The organism is Pantoea jilinensis (assembly GCF_019104105.1).
GTDB classification, from domain to species: Bacteria; Pseudomonadota; Gammaproteobacteria; order Enterobacterales; family Enterobacteriaceae; genus Pantoea; species Pantoea eucalypti.
On the sequence record NZ_CP077746.1, the window covers coordinates 3,507,140 to 3,528,089 of the forward strand.

A 20,950-nucleotide genomic window follows, 5' to 3' on the forward strand; every position below is an offset into this window, starting at 1 on the left:
ACTAAGAAATTTTCCTGGTTTCGCCTGGATGCTGTCTCAGGCCAGTCTGGCGGCAAGTTTTTACAATGCCAGCCATTAGCTGCCCATTGCAGCTATTCCAACCAGGAGAATCCCCTTACATGCTGGCATTCCTCAAACAGGTGCGCAGACCAACGCTGGATCTGCCAATCGAACTGCGGCGCAAGATGTGGTTCAAGCCGTTTATGCAGTCCTATCTGGTGGTCTTTATCGGCTACCTGACCATGTATCTAATCCGCAAAAACTTCAATATCGCGCAGAACGATATGATCACCACCTACGGACTGAGCATGACGCAGCTGGGGATGATCGGTCTGGGTTTCTCCATCACCTATGGCGTCGGGAAAACCCTGGTCTCTTATTATGCTGACGGCAAAAACACCAAGCAGTTCCTGCCGTTTATGCTGATTCTTTCGGCCATCTGTATGCTGGGTTTCAGCGCCAGCATGGGCACAGGTTCCGTCAGCCTGTTCCTGATGATCGCCTTTTATGCTTTAAGCGGATTCTTCCAGAGTACCGGCGGCTCCTGTAGCTACTCCACCATCACGAAGTGGACGCCGCGCCGCAAGCGTGGCACCTATCTGGGGATGTGGAATATCTCCCACAACCTCGGCGGTGCCGGTGCGGCAGGCGTGGCGCTGTTTGGTGCCAATGTGCTGTTCAACGGCCATGTGATTGGGATGTTTATCTTCCCGTCTATTATCGCGCTGATTGTTGGTTTTATCGGCCTGCGCTACGGCAGCGATTCCCCGGAGTCTTATGGCCTGGGCAAGGCCGAAGAGCTGTTTGACGAAGAGCTAAGCGATGAGGATAAAGAAGCTGAAGATGAGTCGATGACCAAATGGCAGATCTTTGTCGAGTACGTACTGAAGAACAAGGTGATCTGGCTGCTCTGCTTCGCAAACATCTTCCTCTATGTGGTGCGCATCGGGATCGATCAGTGGTCAACGGTTTACGCCTTCCAGGAGCTGAAGCTCTCTAAAGAGGTGGCGATTCAGGGCTTTACCCTGTTTGAAGTGGGTGCACTGGTGGGTACGCTGATGTGGGGCTGGCTATCCGATCTGGCCAATGGCCGTCGTGCGCTGGTGGCCTGCGTCGCACTGGCGTTGATTATCGCCACGCTCGGGATCTATCAGCATGCCAGCAACCAGTATGTCTATCTGGCCTCGCTGTTCGCACTGGGCTTTCTGGTCTTTGGCCCACAGTTGTTAATCGGCGTTGCCGCGGTCGGCTTTGTGCCGAAAAAAGCGATTGGCGCAGCGGATGGGATCAAAGGCACTTTCGCTTACCTGATTGGTGACAGTTTTGCCAAACTGGGCCTGGGCATGATTGCCGACGGCACACCAATATTTGGCCTGACCGGCTGGGCGGGTACCTTTGCCGCACTGGATGCTGCCGCTATCGCCTGTATCTGCCTGATGGCGTTGGTTGCGGTGATGGAAGAACGCAAGATTCGCCGCGAGAAACGACTACAGCGTCTGAAGATGGTGTAAAGATAAAACTTGGCCCGGCGTAAGCTGGGCTTTCCCGCCAGGTTCTGCCCTCAGCAATTGATGTAGCCCCACCAATCTGATCACTGCCAGTCAGCCCGGAAACCCTCCCATCCCCTTTCACATATTCTTTCACCTCGTCCCCGATTATTTCGAAAATTACCTGTCAGGTGGTCAGTCTGACCACCAGGTTGTGGCCATGTTTTAATATTTACATGGCTGAGGGCCTTTGTTTAGATGATAACTGACACCTCGAATAAAAAATTAAGCGGAACCTGATGATGATGAAGGCGCTGACTGAGCGGCAACTGACGATTATGCGACAGCTTATTTCTCATAACAGTTACGTGAGCCTGCAATTTATTTCTGAAAAAACAGCTATCACCAGCCGAACCTTACGCCGCGACATCGCTGACATTAATGAAAAACTGGCTGACTTGGGGATCAATATCAGCGGAAAAAGTGGGAGAGGGATCACAATTAAATTCTCTGATGCCCAGGCAGAAATAGCTGCGCGCCGGATTTTTTCAACCGAGATAGATGATTTCAGCAGCAACTTCAGAATGCTAAAAATAGCATCTGATTTATTAATGCTTTCACCAAAAAGTTCATCCATTAGCGAACTTGCGGATAAATACTTTATCAGCCGTGCGTCGATAGTGAATGATTTAAAAACACTGGAAGTCTGGTTGCATCAGTTTAATTTAACGTTATTGAAAAGTCGCGTCGGCACCAGTATCAAAGGTAGTGACCAGAATATTCGCATGGCGATGAAAGCGCTGGTATTAAAATCGATTTATAACCGTCAGGACATGATGGAAAGCCGCCTGGATGAAAGCACGCTGCAGGAGCTTTCAGAAAAATTTGGTCAGCAGGCTGTCCATTTTACTCTGCAATTAATCAATTTTATTGAACAGCAACTGCACTATACGATTAGCGATCCTTACTACATTAATTTGTTTACTCATATTCTGGTGCTGATTCACCGCAGTCACTCGCCGATGCCCAGGACCGACGCGCGCGCCGTGACCATGAGCCGGGTCAGCGATCATCACGCCTGGCAGGTTTCGCTGGCGGTGGTAGAGCGTATCGAGACCGCCTGTAACACGGTGCTGGTGGCTGAGGAGTCTCACTCTATCTATCAATATCTTGTTTCTTCCGGTAAAGCGGGCGGTGAGGTACCACTGCAGGATGAGTCACTGATTTCGGAACGTGAAACCCGCTTTGCGCAGGAGTTGATTAGCCGGGTGGCGCAGCGCATCAACATTGAAATCACGACCGACCAGAACCTGCAGGCGTCCTTGTCCTCGCATATCAAGCCGATGCTGAACCGTCTGAGATATCACATCCGGATTAAAAATCCGCTGCTGCATGATATCCAGACCGAACTGGGAACGGTGTTTACCGCCGTCAAAGCGGTGATCAACCAGCTGACGCAGGAGTACAGCCTGGATGAAATCAGTGACGATGAGGTGGCGTACCTGACGGTGCATATTCAGGCGGCCATTGAAAACAGCATCAAAGTTAAGCGGGTACTGCTGGTCTGCTCCAGCGGTCTGGGCACGTCGCAGCTGCTTTACGGGAGGATTATCCGCGCCTTTCCCGACTGGAAGATCATCGACATCGTACCTGGAAAAAATATCGCGGACTCCCTGAAACGCCATGAGTGTGATGTGGTGATCTCTACTATCCGGCTGGAGCCGCTGGAAAAACCAGTGGTTTATGTTTCAGCCCTGTTTTCGGCGAAAGATATCGCAAGAGTCACAGAGTGTCTGGTATCGAATTCAATTAATTAATAATGGAGAAGTAACATGACAACAGCCGTGGCGATTAATGAAGTGCTGAAAGAAGAGTGCATTATTCTCGATGTCGATTGCCAGACGAAAGAGCAGATTATTTCTCAGTTGACTGACCTGCTCTGCCAGACCGGCGCGGTCACTGATAAAGCAGCATTCCTAAAGGATGTTTATCTGCGTGAAGAATTGGGCTCTACCGGATTTGAAAATCATATTGCGATTCCGCACGGTAAATCTGCTGCCGTAGCCAAAACCCGGATTGCCGTGGGCCGTTTACGCCGCGATATTCCATGGGAAACCATTGATGGCACCAGTGTTCGTTTAGTGATTCTTTTCGCGGTAAAAGAGTCTGATAAAGATGTCGGCCATATCAAAATGCTCGCCAGAATATCTATTGCGCTGGGCGATGAAGATGTCGTCGAACAGTTACTGACTGTCCCGCATCGTGAAGAGATGTTTCATTTGCTGTTATCCCGCTCGGGAGCCTGAATAAACCGGAGAGTGTAATGAGATAAAAAGCTTAAGGAGGTATTCCAGGTTGTAGCCATTCCTTCAGACCGAAAAACATAAATATAAAATTTTCACTGGAGAACGTTTATGAACATTATTGCCATTACCGCCTGTCCTACAGGTGTCGCCCACACCTACCTGGCCGAAAGTAATTTGAAAAAAGCGGCTAAAAAACTGGGCCTGAATGTATTAGTTGAAACCCAGGGCGCGATTGAAAGTGAATATATTTTCAGCGACGACGATATTCATCGGGCCGACGTGGTGTTAATTGCCGCGGATAAGAAAGTAGAGATGGCGCGCTTCCAGCACAAAAACGTGATTGAGGTGCCCGTCACCCGAGCCGCAAAAGATGCCGAAGGCCTGTTAAACGCCATCGTGAACGGTGAGCTGGCTCCCCGCCTGGTGGATTCAGCATCGCAGACGAATGCGTCTGAACCGGCTAACAGTGCCCGTGAAACGTCAGGTTCCCGCTCCTGGATGTCTGAGATTTATGTGCATCTGATCACCGGTGTAAACCTGATGATTCCGTTTGTCGTGGCGGGCGGCATTCTGATCGCCCTGAGCTTTTCATTCGGGATTACCGCGGCCACACCAGGGGACGCGAATTTCAGCCCGATAGCGAAGATGCTTTCTGACATCGGCGGCGGTTCGGCCTTTGCCCTGATGCTGCCGATTCTGGCACTGGGGATCAGCCAGTCGATCAGCGGCAAAGCGGGCATCGTGGCGGGTGCCGTGGGCGGGATGATGGCGATTCACACCGGTTCCGGCTTCCTCGGCGCGCTGATTGCCGGCTTCCTGGGCGGATATATCACGCTGTTGATCAATAACCATATTCACCTGCCTAAAGCCGTCGCCGGCCTGAAACCGATTTTGATTGTGCCTCTGCTGAGTGTGCTGCTGACCGGTGCACTGATGGCGCTGCTGATTGGTGAGCCGATCAAAATGCTGCTCGGCTGGCTGACCGACTTCCTGAGTTCTCTGGGTAACGCTAACGCCGCCCTCCTCGGCCTGCTGTTCGGCATGATGGTGGCCTTTGATATGGGCGGTCCGCTAAATAAAACCGTCTGTATGTTTGCGATTGGCCTGATGTCGAGCGGGATCTACGGACCGATTGCCGCCTGTATGGCGGCGGGCATGGTGCCGCCGCTGGGCATCGCGCTGGCAACTACCCTCTTCCGCCGCAAATTCACAGAGCAGGAGCGTGAGACCGGCAAAGTCACTTACATCCTCGGTCTGTCGTTTATTACCGAAGGCGCGATCCCCTATGCGGTCGCCGATCCACTGCGCGTCATCCCGGCCATTGTGGCGGGTTCCGGCCTCGCAGGCGCCCTGTCGATGATGCTGGGTTGCGCTTCCCGCGCCCCGCACGGCGGCATTTTCGTCATCTTCATTCCTAACGTGATCAGCCATGTCATGGCTTATCTGTTTGCGATCGCTGCAGGCAGTCTGCTGACAGCGCTGATCCTGCTGTTTCTGAAAAAAGATATCTCCGTTCCTGAACAACAAGGATAAAACCTATGCTTTACAACATGAAAGACTTGCTCAGCGTTGCACAACAGCATCAGTTTGGTGTCGGTGCATTCAACATCGCCAGCGCGGAATTTGGACGGGTGGCGGTTGAGACTGCCGAGCGGCTGGATTCACCGCTGATTCTGGAGATCCATCCTGAGGAGATGGCCTTCACCGGCCCGGAATTTATTGGCTATCTGCGGACGCTGGCGATTCAGGCACGGGTGCCGGTGGTGATCCATCTGGACCATGGCCGCTCGCTGGAAGAGGTGATGAAAGCGATCTACGCCGGTTTTACCTCTGTAATGATTGACGCCTCGTCTCATCCTTTTGAGCAGAACATTGCGCTGACGAAGAAGATTGTCGAGATAGCGCACACGATTAATGTTTCCGTGGAAGCGGAGCTGGGCACCATCGGTGTGGCGGAAGGCAGCGGTGAAGGCGGCAGTAACGAGATTCTCTATACCGATCCGCAGCAGGCGGAGACCTTTGTGCGCGAGACCGGCACCGATACGCTGGCCGTCGCCATCGGCACCTCGCATGGCCTCTATCCCAAAGGGAAGCAGCCGAAGCTGGATATCGAACGTCTGCAGCAGATCCGTAAGGTGGTGGATATCCCGCTGGTGCTGCATGGCGGGTCAGGCAACAAAGACAGCGAGGTCGCGGAATCCATTCTTTATGGCGTCGGTAAAATCAATATCTCCAGCGATATGAAGAAGGCCTTCTTCGTGGCGCTGGAACAGGAACTGAAACAGGGTGGACACGAGCCTAATTCACTCTTCGTTAAACCGATGCAGGCGGCAGGTGAAGTGGTCACTGCGAAGATGGCGCTGTTTAATTCAGTGGGGAAAGCGGCGCTGTATCGGTAAGCCAGTCGCCAATGACTAGTGGAACACGGCTGCGATTCAAAGAGACACTGAGGATTCGGTGTCTCTTTTGCTGCTATCACAACACTCAGCGCTCTGTGCGGCTGACTAAAATTCAGGGGCGTTTAGCGAAGCGACCTCTTCAGCCACGGACGGTAATAAATGTGTTCAGCCTGGAAATCGACCGCGCCTTTATTACCGGTGAGACGCTGAGCCAGCGTTAATGCAAAATCGAAGGCGACACCCAGCCCCCGGCCACTGAGCAGATTGCCATCCTCCACCACATCCTCCATTACATACTCGCCATCTTTGACCTCCAGCCCCAGCTCGCCTGAACAGGTATAGCGACGGCCTTTCAGAAGGTTATTGCCACCCAGCACCCGGGCGGCGGCAGAGCAGATAGGCGCAATCAACATACCGGCTTCATCATGCCGCTGAATTAAGGCAGCAACAGCAGAGCTGGCGGCCAGGTTCTTAGAACCTTCAGGCCCGCCCGGCATGATCAGCGCATCGAATAAATGTGCGTCCGCTAATTCTTCAATCAGCGTATCTGTTTTAATGACAGCACCGTGGTAACTGACGATCTCGCGCTGAGGCTGACAGGCAACGGTGGTGACAGTGATGCCCAGCCGGCTGAGGATATCGAGAGTAATAAACGCTTCTGCTTCTTCAAATCCTGTGGCCAGGAGTAATGCTGCATTTTTGGACATATTGCCTCCGATGATTTTCAATAAATGAAACACTGTTTCATTTTAATGGCATTCTACCAGAAGTTTTCCGCTGTCGATGACTCTGTTTAAAAAAGGGAGGGTTTACAGCGTGTGCATGACAGGATGCCACTGGCAGCGCGCGGGGCCGCTGGTCTTTATTCATGCGTGAGCCATGAGCTGGTTTTTCTGCGCGGGTGATCTCGTCCTCTTCAGCCGGGTTCATGCTATCAGAGGGCTTAATTACAGCAGTGCGGTTGGGTTGGTTGAAGGTTCAGGGTGATGAAGATTGGTTACTCCCTGACTGAAACGTCAGCCGGCGGCGCTGAAAGAATAGCGCAGCGTTTATCCAGTAGCGACTCAACGGATGCCCGATTGCCCTTATCCCAGCCGCGCCGGGTGGTTAGCAGGATAAATCCTTTTTCTCCCGAGAACGTCGTGGGGATGAGCGCCACACCAGACTCCGCCAGCTGCGGCGGCGACAGATGGAAATGGTCTGCCACGGAGGAGACAGGATAGATCCCCATCGCCGTGGGCTGTATAACGCGTCGGGCATAGTAGGTGTGATTCAGCAAACGGTCGGGCAAGGGTCGCCAGTCATCACCAATATAGGGGCGCTCGGCCTGAAGCTGGCGATAGACATCCTCCCGCAGGCAGGTCAGATGAATATGCAGTTGATTCTGGCTGCGGCCATAAGCGGAATTCAGTGCCATGCCGAGCCGATCCTCAGGCACTTCAGCACCATAGGCCGCCATCAGACGATAACGCATTAACCAGGCGTCGCCGAAATAATCGGGACGTCCAGGCCGCGTCAGCGCAATACTCTCAATGCCAGACATCGCCACTGTGGGCACCAGAATAAAGTGCAACTTGTGGCGGGGATTCTGGATGATGCTGTAGCCCTGTGTGGCGTCCTGCGGAAGATAGACTTGCTGGCAGGGAGCCGGATCGCGACGGTAATGATAGTTATTCATGCAGAGATCATGCGTGACCGTCCACAATGCGTCAGAGCGGGCGCATCCTGTTAGCAGCAGCGCGATGACCAGCGGCAGAGGCCGGCATCGCCATAACCATTTCCCGTTTAGTGGATTCCGTCCGCTCAGGAGACTCAATGCAGGTATAACCTCATCAGCAAGGGTTTGTATTAGGGAAGTGTTTAGCTGAATGGCAAATCAGCATTCAGAAAGAGATGCACTCACCTTTTGCTTCAAAAGCTTCAGGAATTCTGCAGGCGTCGTTTCCCATAAATCTGTAGAAAATTCCGCGCCATAGCAGCTTTCGAAATCCTGCTCCAGATTGTCAGTCTCCCTCATAAATTGTTCAATATCACCTATCAAGCCATGCCGGGAGGCGGGAGTAGAATCTGCAATCCATGCGTTGATTTGAGCATCTACACTTTCACCACTACCGAACAGGTCATAATCCTGTCCAAAATAGATGGCGATAAGGCTATCCAGTCCGGCTATGTTAATGTTTTTCAAAGTCGTAACCTCGGCGACTCAATTATTCAGAACCTTGGTCAGCTCAACCTCATGGGTTATGGGATTAAAGTATAGATAGAACTGATCCCCATCCAAATGATCAGGCCTTGCCCATATTTCCTTCTCACCCAGACTGCGCTTTTGCTTCGCGTATCCCAGCTTTTCGAGATAAGCGCGCAGCGATGCAGTATCTGCAGCTCCTTTAAATACGATGCTATTTGTAGGAGAATAACCGTCACCAGGGTGCGACTCGAAATAGAACTCGTCCGTTATACGTGGTGCTTTTTCGATATCTGAGTCTGTCAGTGTATGGTATTTAAAAAAATCATGTTGTGTGTAAACAGTCGCCTCATTTGAGCACGCTGCAACAAACCAGACAAACAGACCGCCACAAATAAGCACGGTAGCAACCATAAGCGCGGACCACTTAAACAGGTTTTTCATTGCTTCGTCCCCATGAATGAGAGTGATGTCCCATCATTGGTAACGACCTTAACAATTCCAGATGTGAAATCGTTCCACGGCCTGAGCCAGGTCATAAAATGCGGAAGATATACTTTATACGGCTAATGTCGCAGGCATTTATCATCCGGGTCGGGAAAAAGAATCGGTCGGAATCCATGATTTTTATGGGAACCGATAGCCCCATAGTAGTCCCAGCGCCGAACAGCTGAATCATAGCTGACTGGCTTGAGACGATAGCCATATCGACCCGGTATGATAGCCCGATAAAAACCAAACAGATCGGAAACCAAATCCTCACCACTGAAACCGCTGTCTGTATACCATGAGAATGAACGCAGACTTTGCAGGCTTTCGAATCTGGATGCGGTGTTCATCATCATCGCCAGCATGATTCTGTTAATCTCATCGGTGTCCCGGCCTCGCTTGATTTCCCAGTGAGAAAACTTCCCGACGCCAAACCGCGATTTGAACTTAAAAACGCCCATATCCTGCCGGTACATGACTGGATAAGATGGCTTGCTGCTACGCTCACCTTCAGCGAACTGACGCCTCAACGCAGCCACGTCATTGCCACGGGCATGGCCCATATCAATCCAGCCCAACACCTCGGTGTAAACTATGCCTCTGTCGAGTACGTCAAAGGATGCCCCATCCTTAATTTCTCTTCGGGTGCTCATACTTACATCTCCTTATGTAGTTTGCTCGTGAATGGTATAGATGATTTTTCAGACAGTCCAGCCGGGAAGCTGTTTCATTAGCCTGCTTACCATTGATTAATATTCCAGGTGTGCTGCATGCCGGTTTGGGCAACAAAGCGGGCGCTCCGCCTTCTTATTCTTTGTGATAAGAGAAATCAGCTGTGACTAGATGCGAAACTGACTTAGCAGATTGAACCTCATAGGCGAAATAGTATCGCTCTCCCGTTGTGAATTTAAATCCGAACACAGGAAGGCACTCACCTTTTGGAACATAAACAGGCTTGTCATCAAAAACCCTGTGAAAGGAGTCACTTTTATCGCTGTTGATTTGAATGGCAGTGATACTTTCTTGTGGCTCCAGTAGCGACACTACACAAACTCGATTGTCTTTGAGAAACGCCGTTGTAGATACGCGCCCCACCATTCGATCGCCAGGCCCAGGACATCCCGTTAAGAGAAATACGACACCCAGCAATATTTTGTTTTTCATGTTCAACGCTCCTTCCCTGTTACGACTTTATGGCAATGCGAGGGGCAAAAAACTACTTCACTTATTATAAAATTCGTTTTTTTTATTCATCTTCTTCTCAATCACTCTGACTATGATCTGATAACCGTTGAGGGTTACCACTGTTCTGATGACTATTAGCGTAACCCCCACAAACCTTCAATATCGCGTTGATTGTATAGCTTTGCTAACGCTGTCCAAAAATTCTGCTCTCCCTCTGTAGATTGATCTGATGGCTTTACCAGAAGGAAAGTTATTACGAGCAAGGTGACGGCGATAAGGATTCCATCCCTTGCCGGGACACGTTTCGCTTCCATTTAACACCAACTCAATTGTGCAAAAGACATTAGCCCGTTACGTAATTTTACCTGTGGGGTATAGAGTAATGTCTGCCGAATAGCCATGAAATCAGTTCGGTGTTGTAAAGTGATGTAGCCTAAAGACACGCCGAGCGGCGCCGCGAAAATGCAGCCTGAAATTCCCTCGCTCTACATTATTCACCTTGATATTTAACCGCTCCCGATGCGATCTCGGGAGCGGCTTTCCATTCAAACGACTTTCTGTTTACCGGATATAACCTGAATAAACTCCTGAACCTGCTTTTGTTTCCGCGCCGACAGCTTGCATACCTGGCGCAGCGACTGCACTAGTTCGCTCTCCTGCCGGGCAGTGAGCACAATACAGCCTTCCATTACCTTTACCTCTACGGCTGTGCCAGTGACAAAGCCGGCTGCTTCCAGCCATTGTCCTTTAATAGTGATGGCGGGAATCCGGCTGTAATCCGGATAGCGGCTCGCGTAGCCAACCGTCAGCTGGCGGTTATTTGAAGGCGAGACTTCTGGTTCCGACAGTTGTGCAATAGAATGGGCGTCAGTCATGATTACTATTCCCTATAAATAGTGATTGTGATTAGCGGCGCGGGTGTGTTGGCGCACATTCGCACCGCGCTAAATACCTGTATACATCATCAGTAAAGCGACAAAAAGTCCAGCTGAAAGCAGCGTGAAATAATTTTTTTATAAAATCATTTGAATATAAATATTAATATTTATCTGGCGGTAAATAATAAGGCGCGCACCGGCAAGGCCCGCACTAAAATAATAACCAGGATTTTCTACGCGGGCCTTTTTACCTGTTCAGACTGTACGTTCGGATTTAATTTTTTCCAGTAATGCGGCAGCGCTGTTTTCTCCGCTGATTAATTCAGGGTTTACTGCCGCCACTGCACGGTGAGTTCCCCCTGGAATGCTTTCGCCAGGATTAGTTGTCGGGTTTATTGACGGACTGATAGTCGCGGCTTACGGCGATTCGGCGCAAACCATGGGTCCAGGTACCACGCCAGGCTTATCATTTGATCTGGCTTGATAGTGAAGGGACTAATGTGGCTGGCGGAGCAGATTTTTCTTGTACCAGAGTATGTGTCTAAAGCAGCGGCGGCAGGGATTCGGCTGACAGTATCGATTACGGGCAGATCTATCAAAAAATACACGTGATGCAATCATTTACAGCCTGACTGAAACAATCTGTTCAGGATTTACCAGCAGGCTATCAATAACTTTCGCTGGCAACATTTATGCTGTGAAAAACACTATACGTTGACTTTTCACTCCCCAGATAGTTTACTTTTTTTATTATAGTTACACTCTGAGTTGATCTATGCCATCAAAAATAAACTGGCTGTTGCAAAACACCTCTCCAGGAAGCCTGGTTTTGCAATCCTGGCTAACCCGGAACAACATATCGCCTTCTCTGGCCTATAAATACGCGCAAAGTGGCTGGCTGAAAAAACTGCGGGCTGGCGTTTATGCGCGCGCAGGACGAGAACCGGACTGGAGTGATGCGCTATGGAGTTTTCAAAGCCAGCTTGACGCGCCAGTGCATCTGGCCGGACTGAGCAGCCTCTCCTGGCAGGGCCGTTCCCATTACCTGCAACTTAAGCAGAGTCAATGCTGGCTTAGCGTTGAAAACAAAACAATATTGCCTAAATGGTTTAAAGAATTTCCCGGCGTTGAGTGGCTGATAGTATCAGCTCTGAAGCTTCCTCAACTGGATGAGAAGTTCCGAACCGAGCTCGACGTTAAAGGAAAAAAATTAACTGCCAGCGTACCAGAGCTGGCAGCCTATGAGCTGTTAAGCGCAGTTCCTCAGGTAATCTCATTCGAGCACGCTGCCGAGCTTTTTCAGGGACTGGTCAATCTCAATCCACGTAAAGTCGAGAAGCTACTTACGCTCAGTCAGTCCGTACAAACAAAGCGATTGTATCTTTTTTTCGCCAGTTTTTATGATCATGCCTGGTTCAGGCGCGTAGATACCAGCAAAATCGACCTGGGATCGGGCAACCGACAAGTTGTTGTTAATGGCAAGCTGGACACGCAGTACATGATTACTGTGCCCGAAAATTTTACCAGGAAGGAAATAAGCCATGGATAAAACCTCCTCCTACTACCGCCAGGTCTCCCTGCTGGTTAGAGCATTACCCTATGTCGCTAACGAGACCTGTTTTGCGCTGAAAGGGGGAACCGCGATCAACTTATTCATTCGCGATTTTCCCCGATTGTCCGTTGATATCGATCTGGCTTATATCCCACTGGAAAGCAGAGAGGTCGCCTTACCCAATGTGCGGAAAGCGCTAAGCCGCATCGCCGCTGAATGGAAACACAAGCCGAGATCAGTGCAGTGCTGCAAACCCATAATCCCGATGAGATGCGTATCATAGCCACTACGGACGACGCGCAAATTAAAATCGAGGTTTCACCCGTTGCCCGGGGAACATTGTATCCACCGCAAGAACGCGACGTCGTGGAAGCTGTGGAAGAAGAGTTTGGTTTTGCCGCGATCCCGGTAGTCTCACTGCCTGATCTATATGGCGGCAAGCTATGTGCTGCGTTAGATCGACAACATCCCAGAGATTTCTACGACGTTAAAATGCTCCTTGATACACAAGGAATCGACCGCGCAATATTCAATGGCTTTATCGCTTATTTGCTTAGCCATAATCGCCCCTTATCCGAAGTGCTTAGCCCACGCTGGAAAGATATTAACGAACCCTTTCAAAATGAATTCAGCGACATGACCCTTGAGGAGGTCTCACTGGAAGCGCTGGGAGAGGTCCCGGAAAGAATGCTTAGCGCGCTGAAAGCGCATTTCACTCAACAGGATTTCGACTTCCTGATGTCATTTAAACGCGGAGAACCTGACTGGAATTTAGCACCAGAATCCCACATTCAGAATTTACCAGCCGTTCAATGGAAGCTGCGAAATATAGGGCGGATGAATGAGGAAAAGCGCGTGCAGTCGCTGGATAAACTGGAAAAGGTCATGACAGAATGGCTAAGGTAGTTTACTTTTTTTGTTATAGTTACACCAATAGTGTAACTATATGATTTTAGATAAACCAGAAAATCCCTTTGAGGATAACTTTCCCTCCTACATTTAAAAATAAGACTGCTGTTGGCCTCGCAGGCGATGTGGTTTTCGGGATCTGCCGGTTTTTGATGCAGGCCATAAGTCCGGGTTTGTTTATCATCATGTCAGACAGTAACGGGATTAGCAGTACGTTTTTCGCCCAAAATTACATAGAAATACCAGGAACGATAACGAGTTGAAATGGCTATATCTATCGCAACAGGACGTTCTCAAACCAGAAAAGGAATCCCTTTTTGAACACAAGAGTTCTATTTTCAATATGTAAGAACGTTCTAAACGTCCTGAACAAATTGACAGGCACAAGCATAGTGCAGAACTAGTCTTTATCAGGTATATCCCGCGCCACAAAGTAATCAATTCCAATTCCATAATATAGCTCAGGCCCTTTGGGAGAACCCATGATGTCACCTATAGCAAATGTATTTGGTGTGTTGTTCTGCCTGAAATGATCTAAATCAGCTTTTTTGGGCGGGAAGTTGTTGTCATTGTGCAGATCTGGGAGCGCATTTAAGTCCGCGTATTCTATCCCGGCAGGATTATAAGTAAGATAGAAATGCCTGTAATTACCCGGATTTCCTAAATAGTGTACTTCTTCATACTGATAAAACTTTGATGAATACCCAGATTCAAAATCCTGGATATCTTTTCCATAACTATCAAAATTATTGCCTAGAGTGGAGCCTAGATAAGGGATTTTTGGATGGAAGTTTTTATCTTTACTTGTTACTGAGTATAATATTACTTTATTTTTATCATCATAAACAACTTGAAGATAGAATTTCTTAAATGAATATATGTATTCGTTTACTTTACCATCATCGGAATGGCTTTCTTGTATAGGCACGCCAAATACTGATTCTATATATCTTATAGATGAGCCAGTATAAATTGCGTTTAAATTATCTTCTGCCTGGCGCTGAGAAAACTTATCAGCAATATTATTATATAACTCAAAAAAACCATTTAATGCTCCTAACCACGCAACCACTATACCAACTGTAATGGTTATTGCGCCAATGATCATAGTCAGTAATGATTTCTTAGTCGATTCTTTATTATGTGGCATTCTACAACCTTTAAAAATTACAAAGTCCGTATATAAGCACTTTTAAAATAAATATTCAATTACATCCTTTCATTGACCTGCCTCAGTATTAGATACAAAACTCAGTTAGTACTGTTGGATCCTTCACTCTCAGAATTACCCTTTCTCCAGTCCGCTGCAAATTCAGACGGAGTCCGATAATTCAGCGTGGAGTGTGGGCGACATTCGTTATAATCCTGACGCCATTCACTGATGGTTTTCCTGGCATGGCTGATGTCGCTAAACCAATGCTCATTCAGGCATTCATCGCGAAAGCCTCCGTGAAAACTCTCAATAAATCCGTTCTGTATTGGCTTCCACGGCTTTCCGCTTCTGGTCTGTCGTCAGAACTTTCGACCCAGAGCCACCTGAAGCGCTTCCTCACCCGGCATGGCTCCGGCGAGCAGCTTTCTGAGTCTGGCGTTATCTTCCTCAAGTGACTTAAGCCTTACCTCAGGGACTTCCATGCCGCCAAACTTCCTGCGCCAGGTGTAAAAAGTAGCGTCTGAAGTAGCATGCTTATAGCAGCGTTCCCGGGCAGAAACACCGGCTTCGGCCTCGCGAAAGATGCTGATGATCTGTTTGTCGGAAAAACGCCTCTTCATGGGGATGTCCTCATGTGGCTTATGAAGACATGACTAACATTGGTGTATTTTTATCAACGGGGATCAGGTCAATAAATAAGGTTAATTCATTGAATAAATTCAATAATGCTCCTGAATGTATCCATACGCTTTCTGGAACAACTCTTTATCTTTCCCAAGACCAAACTGAGCCAAGGTCAGCAAAAGCGCTTTTTGGATTTCCCGTGGGCCACTGTTAGAGTTTTGCCAACCATCAAAGCGGGTAGCTTTGACGATTTTATCAATTTGCTCAACAACATCACCGATTAACTTAGGGGTAGTTTCCGGGCATGTTTCCAGGAAAAGCTTGGTCAACGCCTGTTTATTATCAGCTTCAGTTACTGGGCGCTCACCCGTTTCGCGCTCAGCTTGTACAGTATCTTTCGCAGCATCCAATAGGCCTTTCAACCAGTCGATGGCCTTGATAACACCAGCTTCATAGTCCTGACGCAGTTTTTCCAAACGCTCGCCCAAAGCCACAAATTTAGGATCATGACTGCCGCGCAAACGCCCCATAAGATCAATTTCCAGGCGTTTGGCGCGTTGTTCCTGCTCTTTAGCGGTCAGGGTAAAAATAGCGTGCTCGTCCATAACCAACTCGTCAATATCATCGCGAATACGATTGATATCAGTATGCTCATGGATCATCTTAATTGTTTCGGGGCCAAGGGCAGCCCAAACAAGCGCACCAGTCTGTCCCACTGGACGTACTGATTCATATATTTGCGCCAGCCATTTATAATCCTGACGATAAGGGGTCAAAAAAGAGTCTGGGTTGATAGCTGACCATAACTTGGATAACACACCAAAACTGGCAGCGAATTCATCGCGTTTCTCGTTGGTCGGCAGGCATTCCTGCGCGGCCATAATACCTTCAAAACCAGTTATGGACCGATCCACACCAGGAAAGAAGGACAGACATTTATTCAGTTGTAACGGCAATAACTCTTTAAATGCCTCAATTCCTTCCACAACCCCTTCAATTTCTTGAGGATTATAGGCCAGAGCGGTACGCAGATTTTCGAAAACGCCGAGATAGTCGATAATTAATCCCATGTCCTTGCGTACAGCATCGGTTTCGTACAGCCGGTTGGTTCGGCACATAGCCTGCAGAAGGGTATGATCACGTAGAGGCTTATCGAGGTACATGCAGTAGCAAATTGGCGCATCAAAGCCCGTAAGCAGCTTGGCGGTAACGATGATAAGCTGTAATGGATGCTCAGGATCTTTAAAGCATTCAATCAGATCCTTCTGTACCTGCTCTTCCGCATCGATGTGCTGCCAGCGTTCGAAATCGGCTTGTTTAACAGGTAGTTCCAATTCGTCATGCCATTTGAGCCAGTCCTTATTGAGCTTATCTTTTTTGCCACCCTCTTCAACTTTAACCGGAGCTTGGTCAACGTTCATAACCACTTCAACTGCATTAAAACCGAGCTTTTCACCGAGCAAATAATACATCTGCACACAGGCTTCGCGATCATACACTACCACCATGCCTTTCATCTTTTTCGGCATAACATGGCTGGTAAAATGCTCAACAATATCATTACTCACCGCAGCCATACGTCTGGGAGATTTCAGCATAATAGCCAGCTTGCCGGCGCGTCTGGACAATGCTGCTTTTTCTTCTTCATCCAGATTGTTTTCATTAACGAGTTGCTCGAACTCTTCGTTGATGGCATCACGATCTACTCGGAGTTCCGCCAGCCGAGGTTCGAACTTGACCGGGTTAGTTGCGCCATCCCGGATCGACTGCTTATAGCTATAGCGGCTCATATAGCGACCCGGATCTTCTTCGGCACCGAACAACTTGAATGTATTACGATCAATGCCAGAAATCGGAGTACCCGTCAGGCCATAGAAGTGGGCATTGGGTAATGCCCAGCGCATTTTCTCGCCTAATCCACCTTCTTGGGTACGATGGGCTTCGTCAACCAACACAATGATATTGTCACGGTTATTCAGGCCATTAGGGTTGTTATCGTCAATTTCGATATCTTTAAATTTAAAGATGGTGGTGATTAAAATGCCACGGCTATCCTGCTCAATGTATTCACCTAATTTTTTGCAGCTTTGCACTTTAATCAGATTCTTAACGTCGGCGCCACCAAAGGTTTCATTAATTTGGCTGTCCAGATCTCGCCGGTCCACTACGATGAGTACTGTTGGGTTTTTCAACGTATTGTCGGCACGCAGCATTTTAGCGGCGTAAAGCATCAACAAGGATTTACCCGATCCCTGGAAATGCCAAATCAGACCTTTTTTTGGATAGCCTCTACGAACACGCTCAACGATTTGTTTTGCTGCTTCAAATTGCGGATAACGCGGCAGGATTTTAACTCGTTTAGGTGGAGTATTTTTGCCCGTTTTGACGGTTGAAAATAATGCAAAAGATTCCAGTAGCTGCAATAAGGTCTGTGGATTTAACAAATTCTCGCAGCTGTTGAGTACCGATGCTAATCCCGGCAGAATCTCATCACGAAGCTCAGTATTATGCCAGGGCCCCCAGTCTTTAACTCGGGCATTAATTGCGCCATAGGCAAAGGTTTTTCCTTCACTGGCAAAGCACAGCAGGTTAGGTACAAAGAAAGATTCAACGTTTTTCCAGTAGTACTTTTTGCCACCCATGAAATCGGCGGCACCGTCTTGCCAGGTCACGCTAGGGCGTGTGGCGGTTTTAACTTCGCCTACTACAAGTGGTATACCGTTCACATAAAGGACAATATCAAAATAGACTTCAGTGGCCGCGATATAGTGGACCTGCTTCGCCACCACAAAGTGGTTGTTCTCTATATTTTCAAAATCAATCAGATTGATGGTGATATGGTCGCCATTCTCGCCAAACGGCAAGGTTTTGTCAGCCATCAACCATTCCTGGAAGTTTTCATTGGCCTTTACCAAACCGGTATGACGGGCTTCTAAAACCACTCCTCGCAGTTTGTAAATGACCTCATCGGCATAGTCAGGTTGTCTACCGATATCGGGGTTTAACGAACAAAGCGCGTCTTTTACCCACTCATCAACGAAGATATCCTGCGCTTGTTTAGGCACGTTTTCGCCGTGGCAGTATGTCCACTTGACCCCGCTTAAACCTTTTAAACGGTCAATAATTCCATTTTCTGTGACGGTTTGTTCGTTAAACATATTATGATAACTCTCTATTTATGATAGACTTTAACAAGTTGCCATGTTTTAATTGATGTTTTCCTAGCAACACAATGAGGTTATTTATATTTTCAAGTTGCTCTAAAATTATTTTCCTTTCATTTTCAGGTGGTACAGGAAGAAAAATACCATCAGCCTTTGCTTTATTTAACTTAGGTTGTGCCGTTCCTGTTATATAATTTGACAAATCCATGTTTTCGATCAATTCAACTGCTAGTTCAATTTCATAAATCCCTTTATCACCATAAACATGTGCATGATTATTTACAAAACATGGACCTGAAACTTTAAAAGCAACAGGTGTCTTTCTTTCAACTAAATTTGCACCGTCTTCACTTAAAAGTAACAAGTTTTCATTGAAAATAACCTTATCGACATAATCAATTATTCCAGACGCACCATAATAAGGTATATTCCCTTGGATTTTGGATCTATCTGATGATTTAACAGGAATACGTAGGTTATCTTTGTTATTAAACAAACTACCCAATGTTTTAGCTTCCCAATTTGAAGGGATTCTACCTATTAAGCTCTCTTTAAAAATTTTGCTGTTGCTATACTCCCCACGATTAAATTTTTCAACTATACATTTTTTTACTCGTTTTAAAGCAGATAGCAACTCCTCGATTATTGATTGATTTCTAGTAATTTCCCCAAAAATATAGGCGAGTTTTTTTTGCCTATTACTTGCTGGCAAACTTAAAGTCAATGACTCTAATGATTTAAATTTTGTCCGCGGAGAGAGTGAACCAGATGAGGTATTGATAGCCTTGTTCCAAATCGATTCATATAAAAAAATGTACGGAAAAAAATCAGTCCTCAACATTTCATTTTTAGGTTCTATAACAATAATATCGGAAGAGCAAATTCCATCAAACTCTGCAATCGCAGCTTTTTTAAGATAAGGACGACGTTTACCAAATAAAAGATGCCCTTTCTTAAATACCCGAGTAAAACTTGGGTTGTCATCAGAAATAACACCCCATCGTTTTATTTTGAGCGAACCAGAATCTAAATGCTCCAAACCAATAAATCTATCATAACCATCAACAAATGGATTTTTAGTAGATAGTTTAACTTCGCGGCATATATCGCCAAATTTTACTAATTGCTTATCGAGCATTTGTTCCTTCCTTATAACCTAACTGCATAAGGTCCTCAAATAATCCATCAGACTGTTTCTTTAATTGCAGTCGGCTGACTTTCCATGTCTCAATAGCATGCTGGATGTCATAATCTTCATCATTAGTATGTGCCTCAACATATAGTGGTATTGAAAGGTTATAGAGATTATCTTTAATAACTTTCATGTCCACTAAAGCAGTAATGTTATTTTGGTTTTCAAGATTAAAATAAGCTTCGCATAAGACTGCCAAATCACTATCCGATAAGCGGCTATGACCACGCTCTCGCGTGACATGCTCAACACCATTAATAAACAGTATTTTATTTTTGCGCTCTGCGGGTTTGTTGCAATTAAGCACCACCACGCAAGACTCCATCGGAGAGTTGTAGAATAAATTCGGGCCTAACCCAATCACCGCTTCAATGATGTCCGATTCAATCACCTGTTTACGAATGGCCTGCTCAGAATCACGGAACAGAACACCGTGTGGCCAGAGCATGGCAGCGCGACCGGTATCTGGCTTCAGGCTTTTAATGATATGGGTGTAAAACGCATAATCAGCACAGCCCTGCGGTGGCACGCCATAAAGGTTTCGACCATACGGATCGGCAGCAAACTTGTCACGATTCCATTTTTTGATGGAGTACGGCGGGTTAGCAAAAATCACATCAAACTGCTTGAGACGATCATTTTCAATAAACTTTGGCTCAGCCAAAGTATCACCACGCAGCACATCAAACTCTTCAATATCATGCAAGAACATATTCATACGGGCGATAGCGGAAGTCAGCAGGTTCACTTCCTGGCCATAAAGGTGCACAGAGCGCCACTCTTCTCCTCTTGCTCGAAGATCCATCACTGCATTTAGCAACATCCCTCCAGTGCCGCATGTCGGATCATAGGCGGTTTCACCCGGTTTTAAGCCCATAATTCGCGTCATTAAATGCACGACTGTTCGGTTGGTGTAGAACTCTGCAGCCGTATGGCCGGAATCATCAGCGAACTTTTTAATCAGGTATTCATAAGCTTCACCAAGATCATCTTGGGCGACAGATTTAATACCGAGCGGAATTTTACTGAAATGTTCAATCAGATCAGCCAGCAGATGATCGGGCAGGCGCTCTTTATTGGTCCACTGTGCATCACCGAAGACGCCATGTAAACGCGGGTTATTGGCTTCAATTATTCGAAGCGCATTCTGGATCGCTTCACCAATGTTTTTACTGGTATTGCGGACCTTTTCCCAACTGGCTTCAACTGGAATGTTGAAACGGTGAAACATCGGCATGGCGGCATAGTCGGCATCGCCTTCATGGAGCTCCATCGCCTCGTTATATTCTTCCAGATAGACATCTGACAGGCGTTTGTAAAACAGCAACGGGAAGACATACTGCTTGTAGTCTGATGCGTCAATTTGGCCTCGAAGAAATTCGGCGGCTCCCCAGAGCAGATCCTCCAGTTTTTTATTACTCATAGTA

The 20,950-nt window shown here is 47.5% G+C and carries 16 protein-coding genes and 4 pseudogenes; 7 read left to right on the plus strand and 13 right to left on the minus strand.

Going from position 1 to position 20,950, the window contains the following annotated elements; genetic code table 11:
• Nucleotides 1–119 precede the first annotated feature (119 nt).
• The 5 genes from uhpT (at nt 120) to KTJ90_RS16560 (ending at nt 6,192) form a co-directional block, all read left to right on the plus strand.
• The gene (uhpT, locus tag KTJ90_RS16540; protein ID WP_499025486.1) at nt 120–1,511 is read left to right on the plus strand and encodes an MFS transporter; all 1,392 of its coding nucleotides are present in this window, start codon (nt 120–122) and stop codon (nt 1,509–1,511) included.
• A 314-nt stretch (nt 1,512–1,825) separates the two neighbouring features.
• Nucleotides 1,826–3,304, plus strand: a complete 1,479-nt coding sequence (locus tag KTJ90_RS16545; protein ID WP_238343241.1) for a BglG family transcription antiterminator — start codon at nt 1,826–1,828, stop codon at nt 3,302–3,304.
• A gap of 15 nt (nt 3,305–3,319) precedes the next feature.
• On the plus strand, nt 3,320–3,793 hold the full coding sequence (locus tag KTJ90_RS16550) for a PTS sugar transporter subunit IIA (RefSeq protein ID WP_050556834.1): 474 nt from the start codon (nt 3,320–3,322) through the stop codon (nt 3,791–3,793).
• A gap of 108 nt (nt 3,794–3,901) precedes the next feature.
• The gene (locus KTJ90_RS16555; RefSeq protein ID WP_033762248.1) at nt 3,902–5,326 is read left to right on the plus strand and encodes a PTS fructose transporter subunit IIC; all 1,425 of its coding nucleotides are present in this window, start codon (nt 3,902–3,904) and stop codon (nt 5,324–5,326) included.
• A 5-nt stretch (nt 5,327–5,331) separates the two neighbouring features.
• Nucleotides 5,332–6,192 (plus strand): beta/alpha barrel domain-containing protein, encoded by an 861-nt coding sequence (locus KTJ90_RS16560; protein WP_499025489.1) that lies wholly within the window; start codon nt 5,332–5,334, stop codon nt 6,190–6,192.
• Nucleotides 6,193–6,314: 122 nt separating this feature from the next.
• Here KTJ90_RS16560 and KTJ90_RS16565 read toward each other — a convergent pair whose 3' ends face one another.
• The 8 genes and pseudogenes from KTJ90_RS16565 to KTJ90_RS16600 form a co-directional block, all read right to left on the minus strand.
• Nucleotides 6,315–6,899 (minus strand): DJ-1/PfpI family protein, encoded by a 585-nt coding sequence (locus KTJ90_RS16565; RefSeq protein WP_039658867.1) that lies wholly within the window; start codon nt 6,897–6,899, stop codon nt 6,315–6,317.
• 290 nt (nt 6,900–7,189) lie between these two features.
• Nucleotides 7,190–8,008, minus strand: a complete 819-nt coding sequence (locus KTJ90_RS16570; RefSeq protein WP_499025491.1) for a CDP-diacylglycerol diphosphatase — start codon at nt 8,006–8,008, stop codon at nt 7,190–7,192.
• 60 nt (nt 8,009–8,068) lie between these two features.
• Complete coding sequence (locus tag KTJ90_RS16575; RefSeq protein WP_003850923.1) at nt 8,069–8,377, minus strand: contact-dependent growth inhibition system immunity protein; 309 nt, start codon at nt 8,375–8,377, stop codon at nt 8,069–8,071.
• 18 nt (nt 8,378–8,395) lie between these two features.
• The gene (locus KTJ90_RS16580; protein ID WP_337028441.1) at nt 8,396–8,821 is read right to left on the minus strand and encodes a hypothetical protein; all 426 of its coding nucleotides are present in this window, start codon (nt 8,819–8,821) and stop codon (nt 8,396–8,398) included.
• Nucleotides 8,818–9,519, minus strand: a pseudogene (locus KTJ90_RS16585) (hypothetical protein). Before KTJ90_RS16585 ends, KTJ90_RS16580 begins: the two are co-directional and overlap by 4 nt.
• A gap of 154 nt (nt 9,520–9,673) precedes the next feature.
• The gene (locus KTJ90_RS16590; RefSeq protein ID WP_337028439.1) at nt 9,674–10,030 is read right to left on the minus strand and encodes a putative T6SS immunity periplasmic lipoprotein; all 357 of its coding nucleotides are present in this window, start codon (nt 10,028–10,030) and stop codon (nt 9,674–9,676) included.
• A gap of 566 nt (nt 10,031–10,596) precedes the next feature.
• Nucleotides 10,597–10,926 (minus strand): endoribonuclease SymE, encoded by a 330-nt coding sequence (gene symE, locus KTJ90_RS16595; RefSeq protein WP_499025495.1) that lies wholly within the window; start codon nt 10,924–10,926, stop codon nt 10,597–10,599.
• A 258-nt stretch (nt 10,927–11,184) separates the two neighbouring features.
• Nucleotides 11,185–11,315 (minus strand): annotated as a pseudogene (locus KTJ90_RS16600) (restriction endonuclease subunit S); the annotation flags it as partial.
• A gap of 389 nt (nt 11,316–11,704) precedes the next feature.
• Here KTJ90_RS16600 and KTJ90_RS16605 point away from each other — a divergent pair.
• Nucleotides 11,705–12,478 (plus strand): type IV toxin-antitoxin system AbiEi family antitoxin, encoded by a 774-nt coding sequence (locus KTJ90_RS16605; protein ID WP_337028436.1) that lies wholly within the window; start codon nt 11,705–11,707, stop codon nt 12,476–12,478.
• A pseudogene (locus KTJ90_RS16610) lies at nt 12,471–13,387 on the plus strand (nucleotidyl transferase AbiEii/AbiGii toxin family protein). The gene KTJ90_RS16605 and the pseudogene KTJ90_RS16610 overlap by 8 nt, the downstream one beginning before the upstream one ends.
• A gap of 403 nt (nt 13,388–13,790) precedes the next feature.
• Here KTJ90_RS16610 and KTJ90_RS16615 read toward each other — a convergent pair.
• From KTJ90_RS16615 to KTJ90_RS16635, 5 genes and pseudogenes are all read right to left on the minus strand, one after another.
• Nucleotides 13,791–14,540, minus strand: a complete 750-nt coding sequence (locus tag KTJ90_RS16615; protein WP_337028434.1) for an ETEC_3214 domain-containing protein — start codon at nt 14,538–14,540, stop codon at nt 13,791–13,793.
• Nucleotides 14,541–14,641: 101 nt separating this feature from the next.
• A pseudogene (locus KTJ90_RS16620) lies at nt 14,642–15,163 on the minus strand (integrase core domain-containing protein).
• Between the two features lie 99 nt (nt 15,164–15,262).
• The gene (locus KTJ90_RS16625; protein WP_499025497.1) at nt 15,263–18,325 is read right to left on the minus strand and encodes a type I restriction endonuclease subunit R; all 3,063 of its coding nucleotides are present in this window, start codon (nt 18,323–18,325) and stop codon (nt 15,263–15,265) included.
• A gap of 1 nt (nt 18,326) precedes the next feature.
• Complete coding sequence (locus tag KTJ90_RS16630) at nt 18,327–19,469, minus strand: restriction endonuclease subunit S domain-containing protein (RefSeq protein ID WP_499025499.1); 1,143 nt, start codon at nt 19,467–19,469, stop codon at nt 18,327–18,329.
• Nucleotides 19,459–20,946: a type I restriction-modification system subunit M gene (locus KTJ90_RS16635; protein ID WP_499025501.1), complete on the minus strand. Its 1,488-nt coding sequence runs from the start codon at nt 20,944–20,946 to the stop codon at nt 19,459–19,461. Before KTJ90_RS16635 ends, KTJ90_RS16630 begins: the two co-directional genes overlap by 11 nt.
• Nucleotides 20,947–20,950 lie beyond the last annotated feature (4 nt).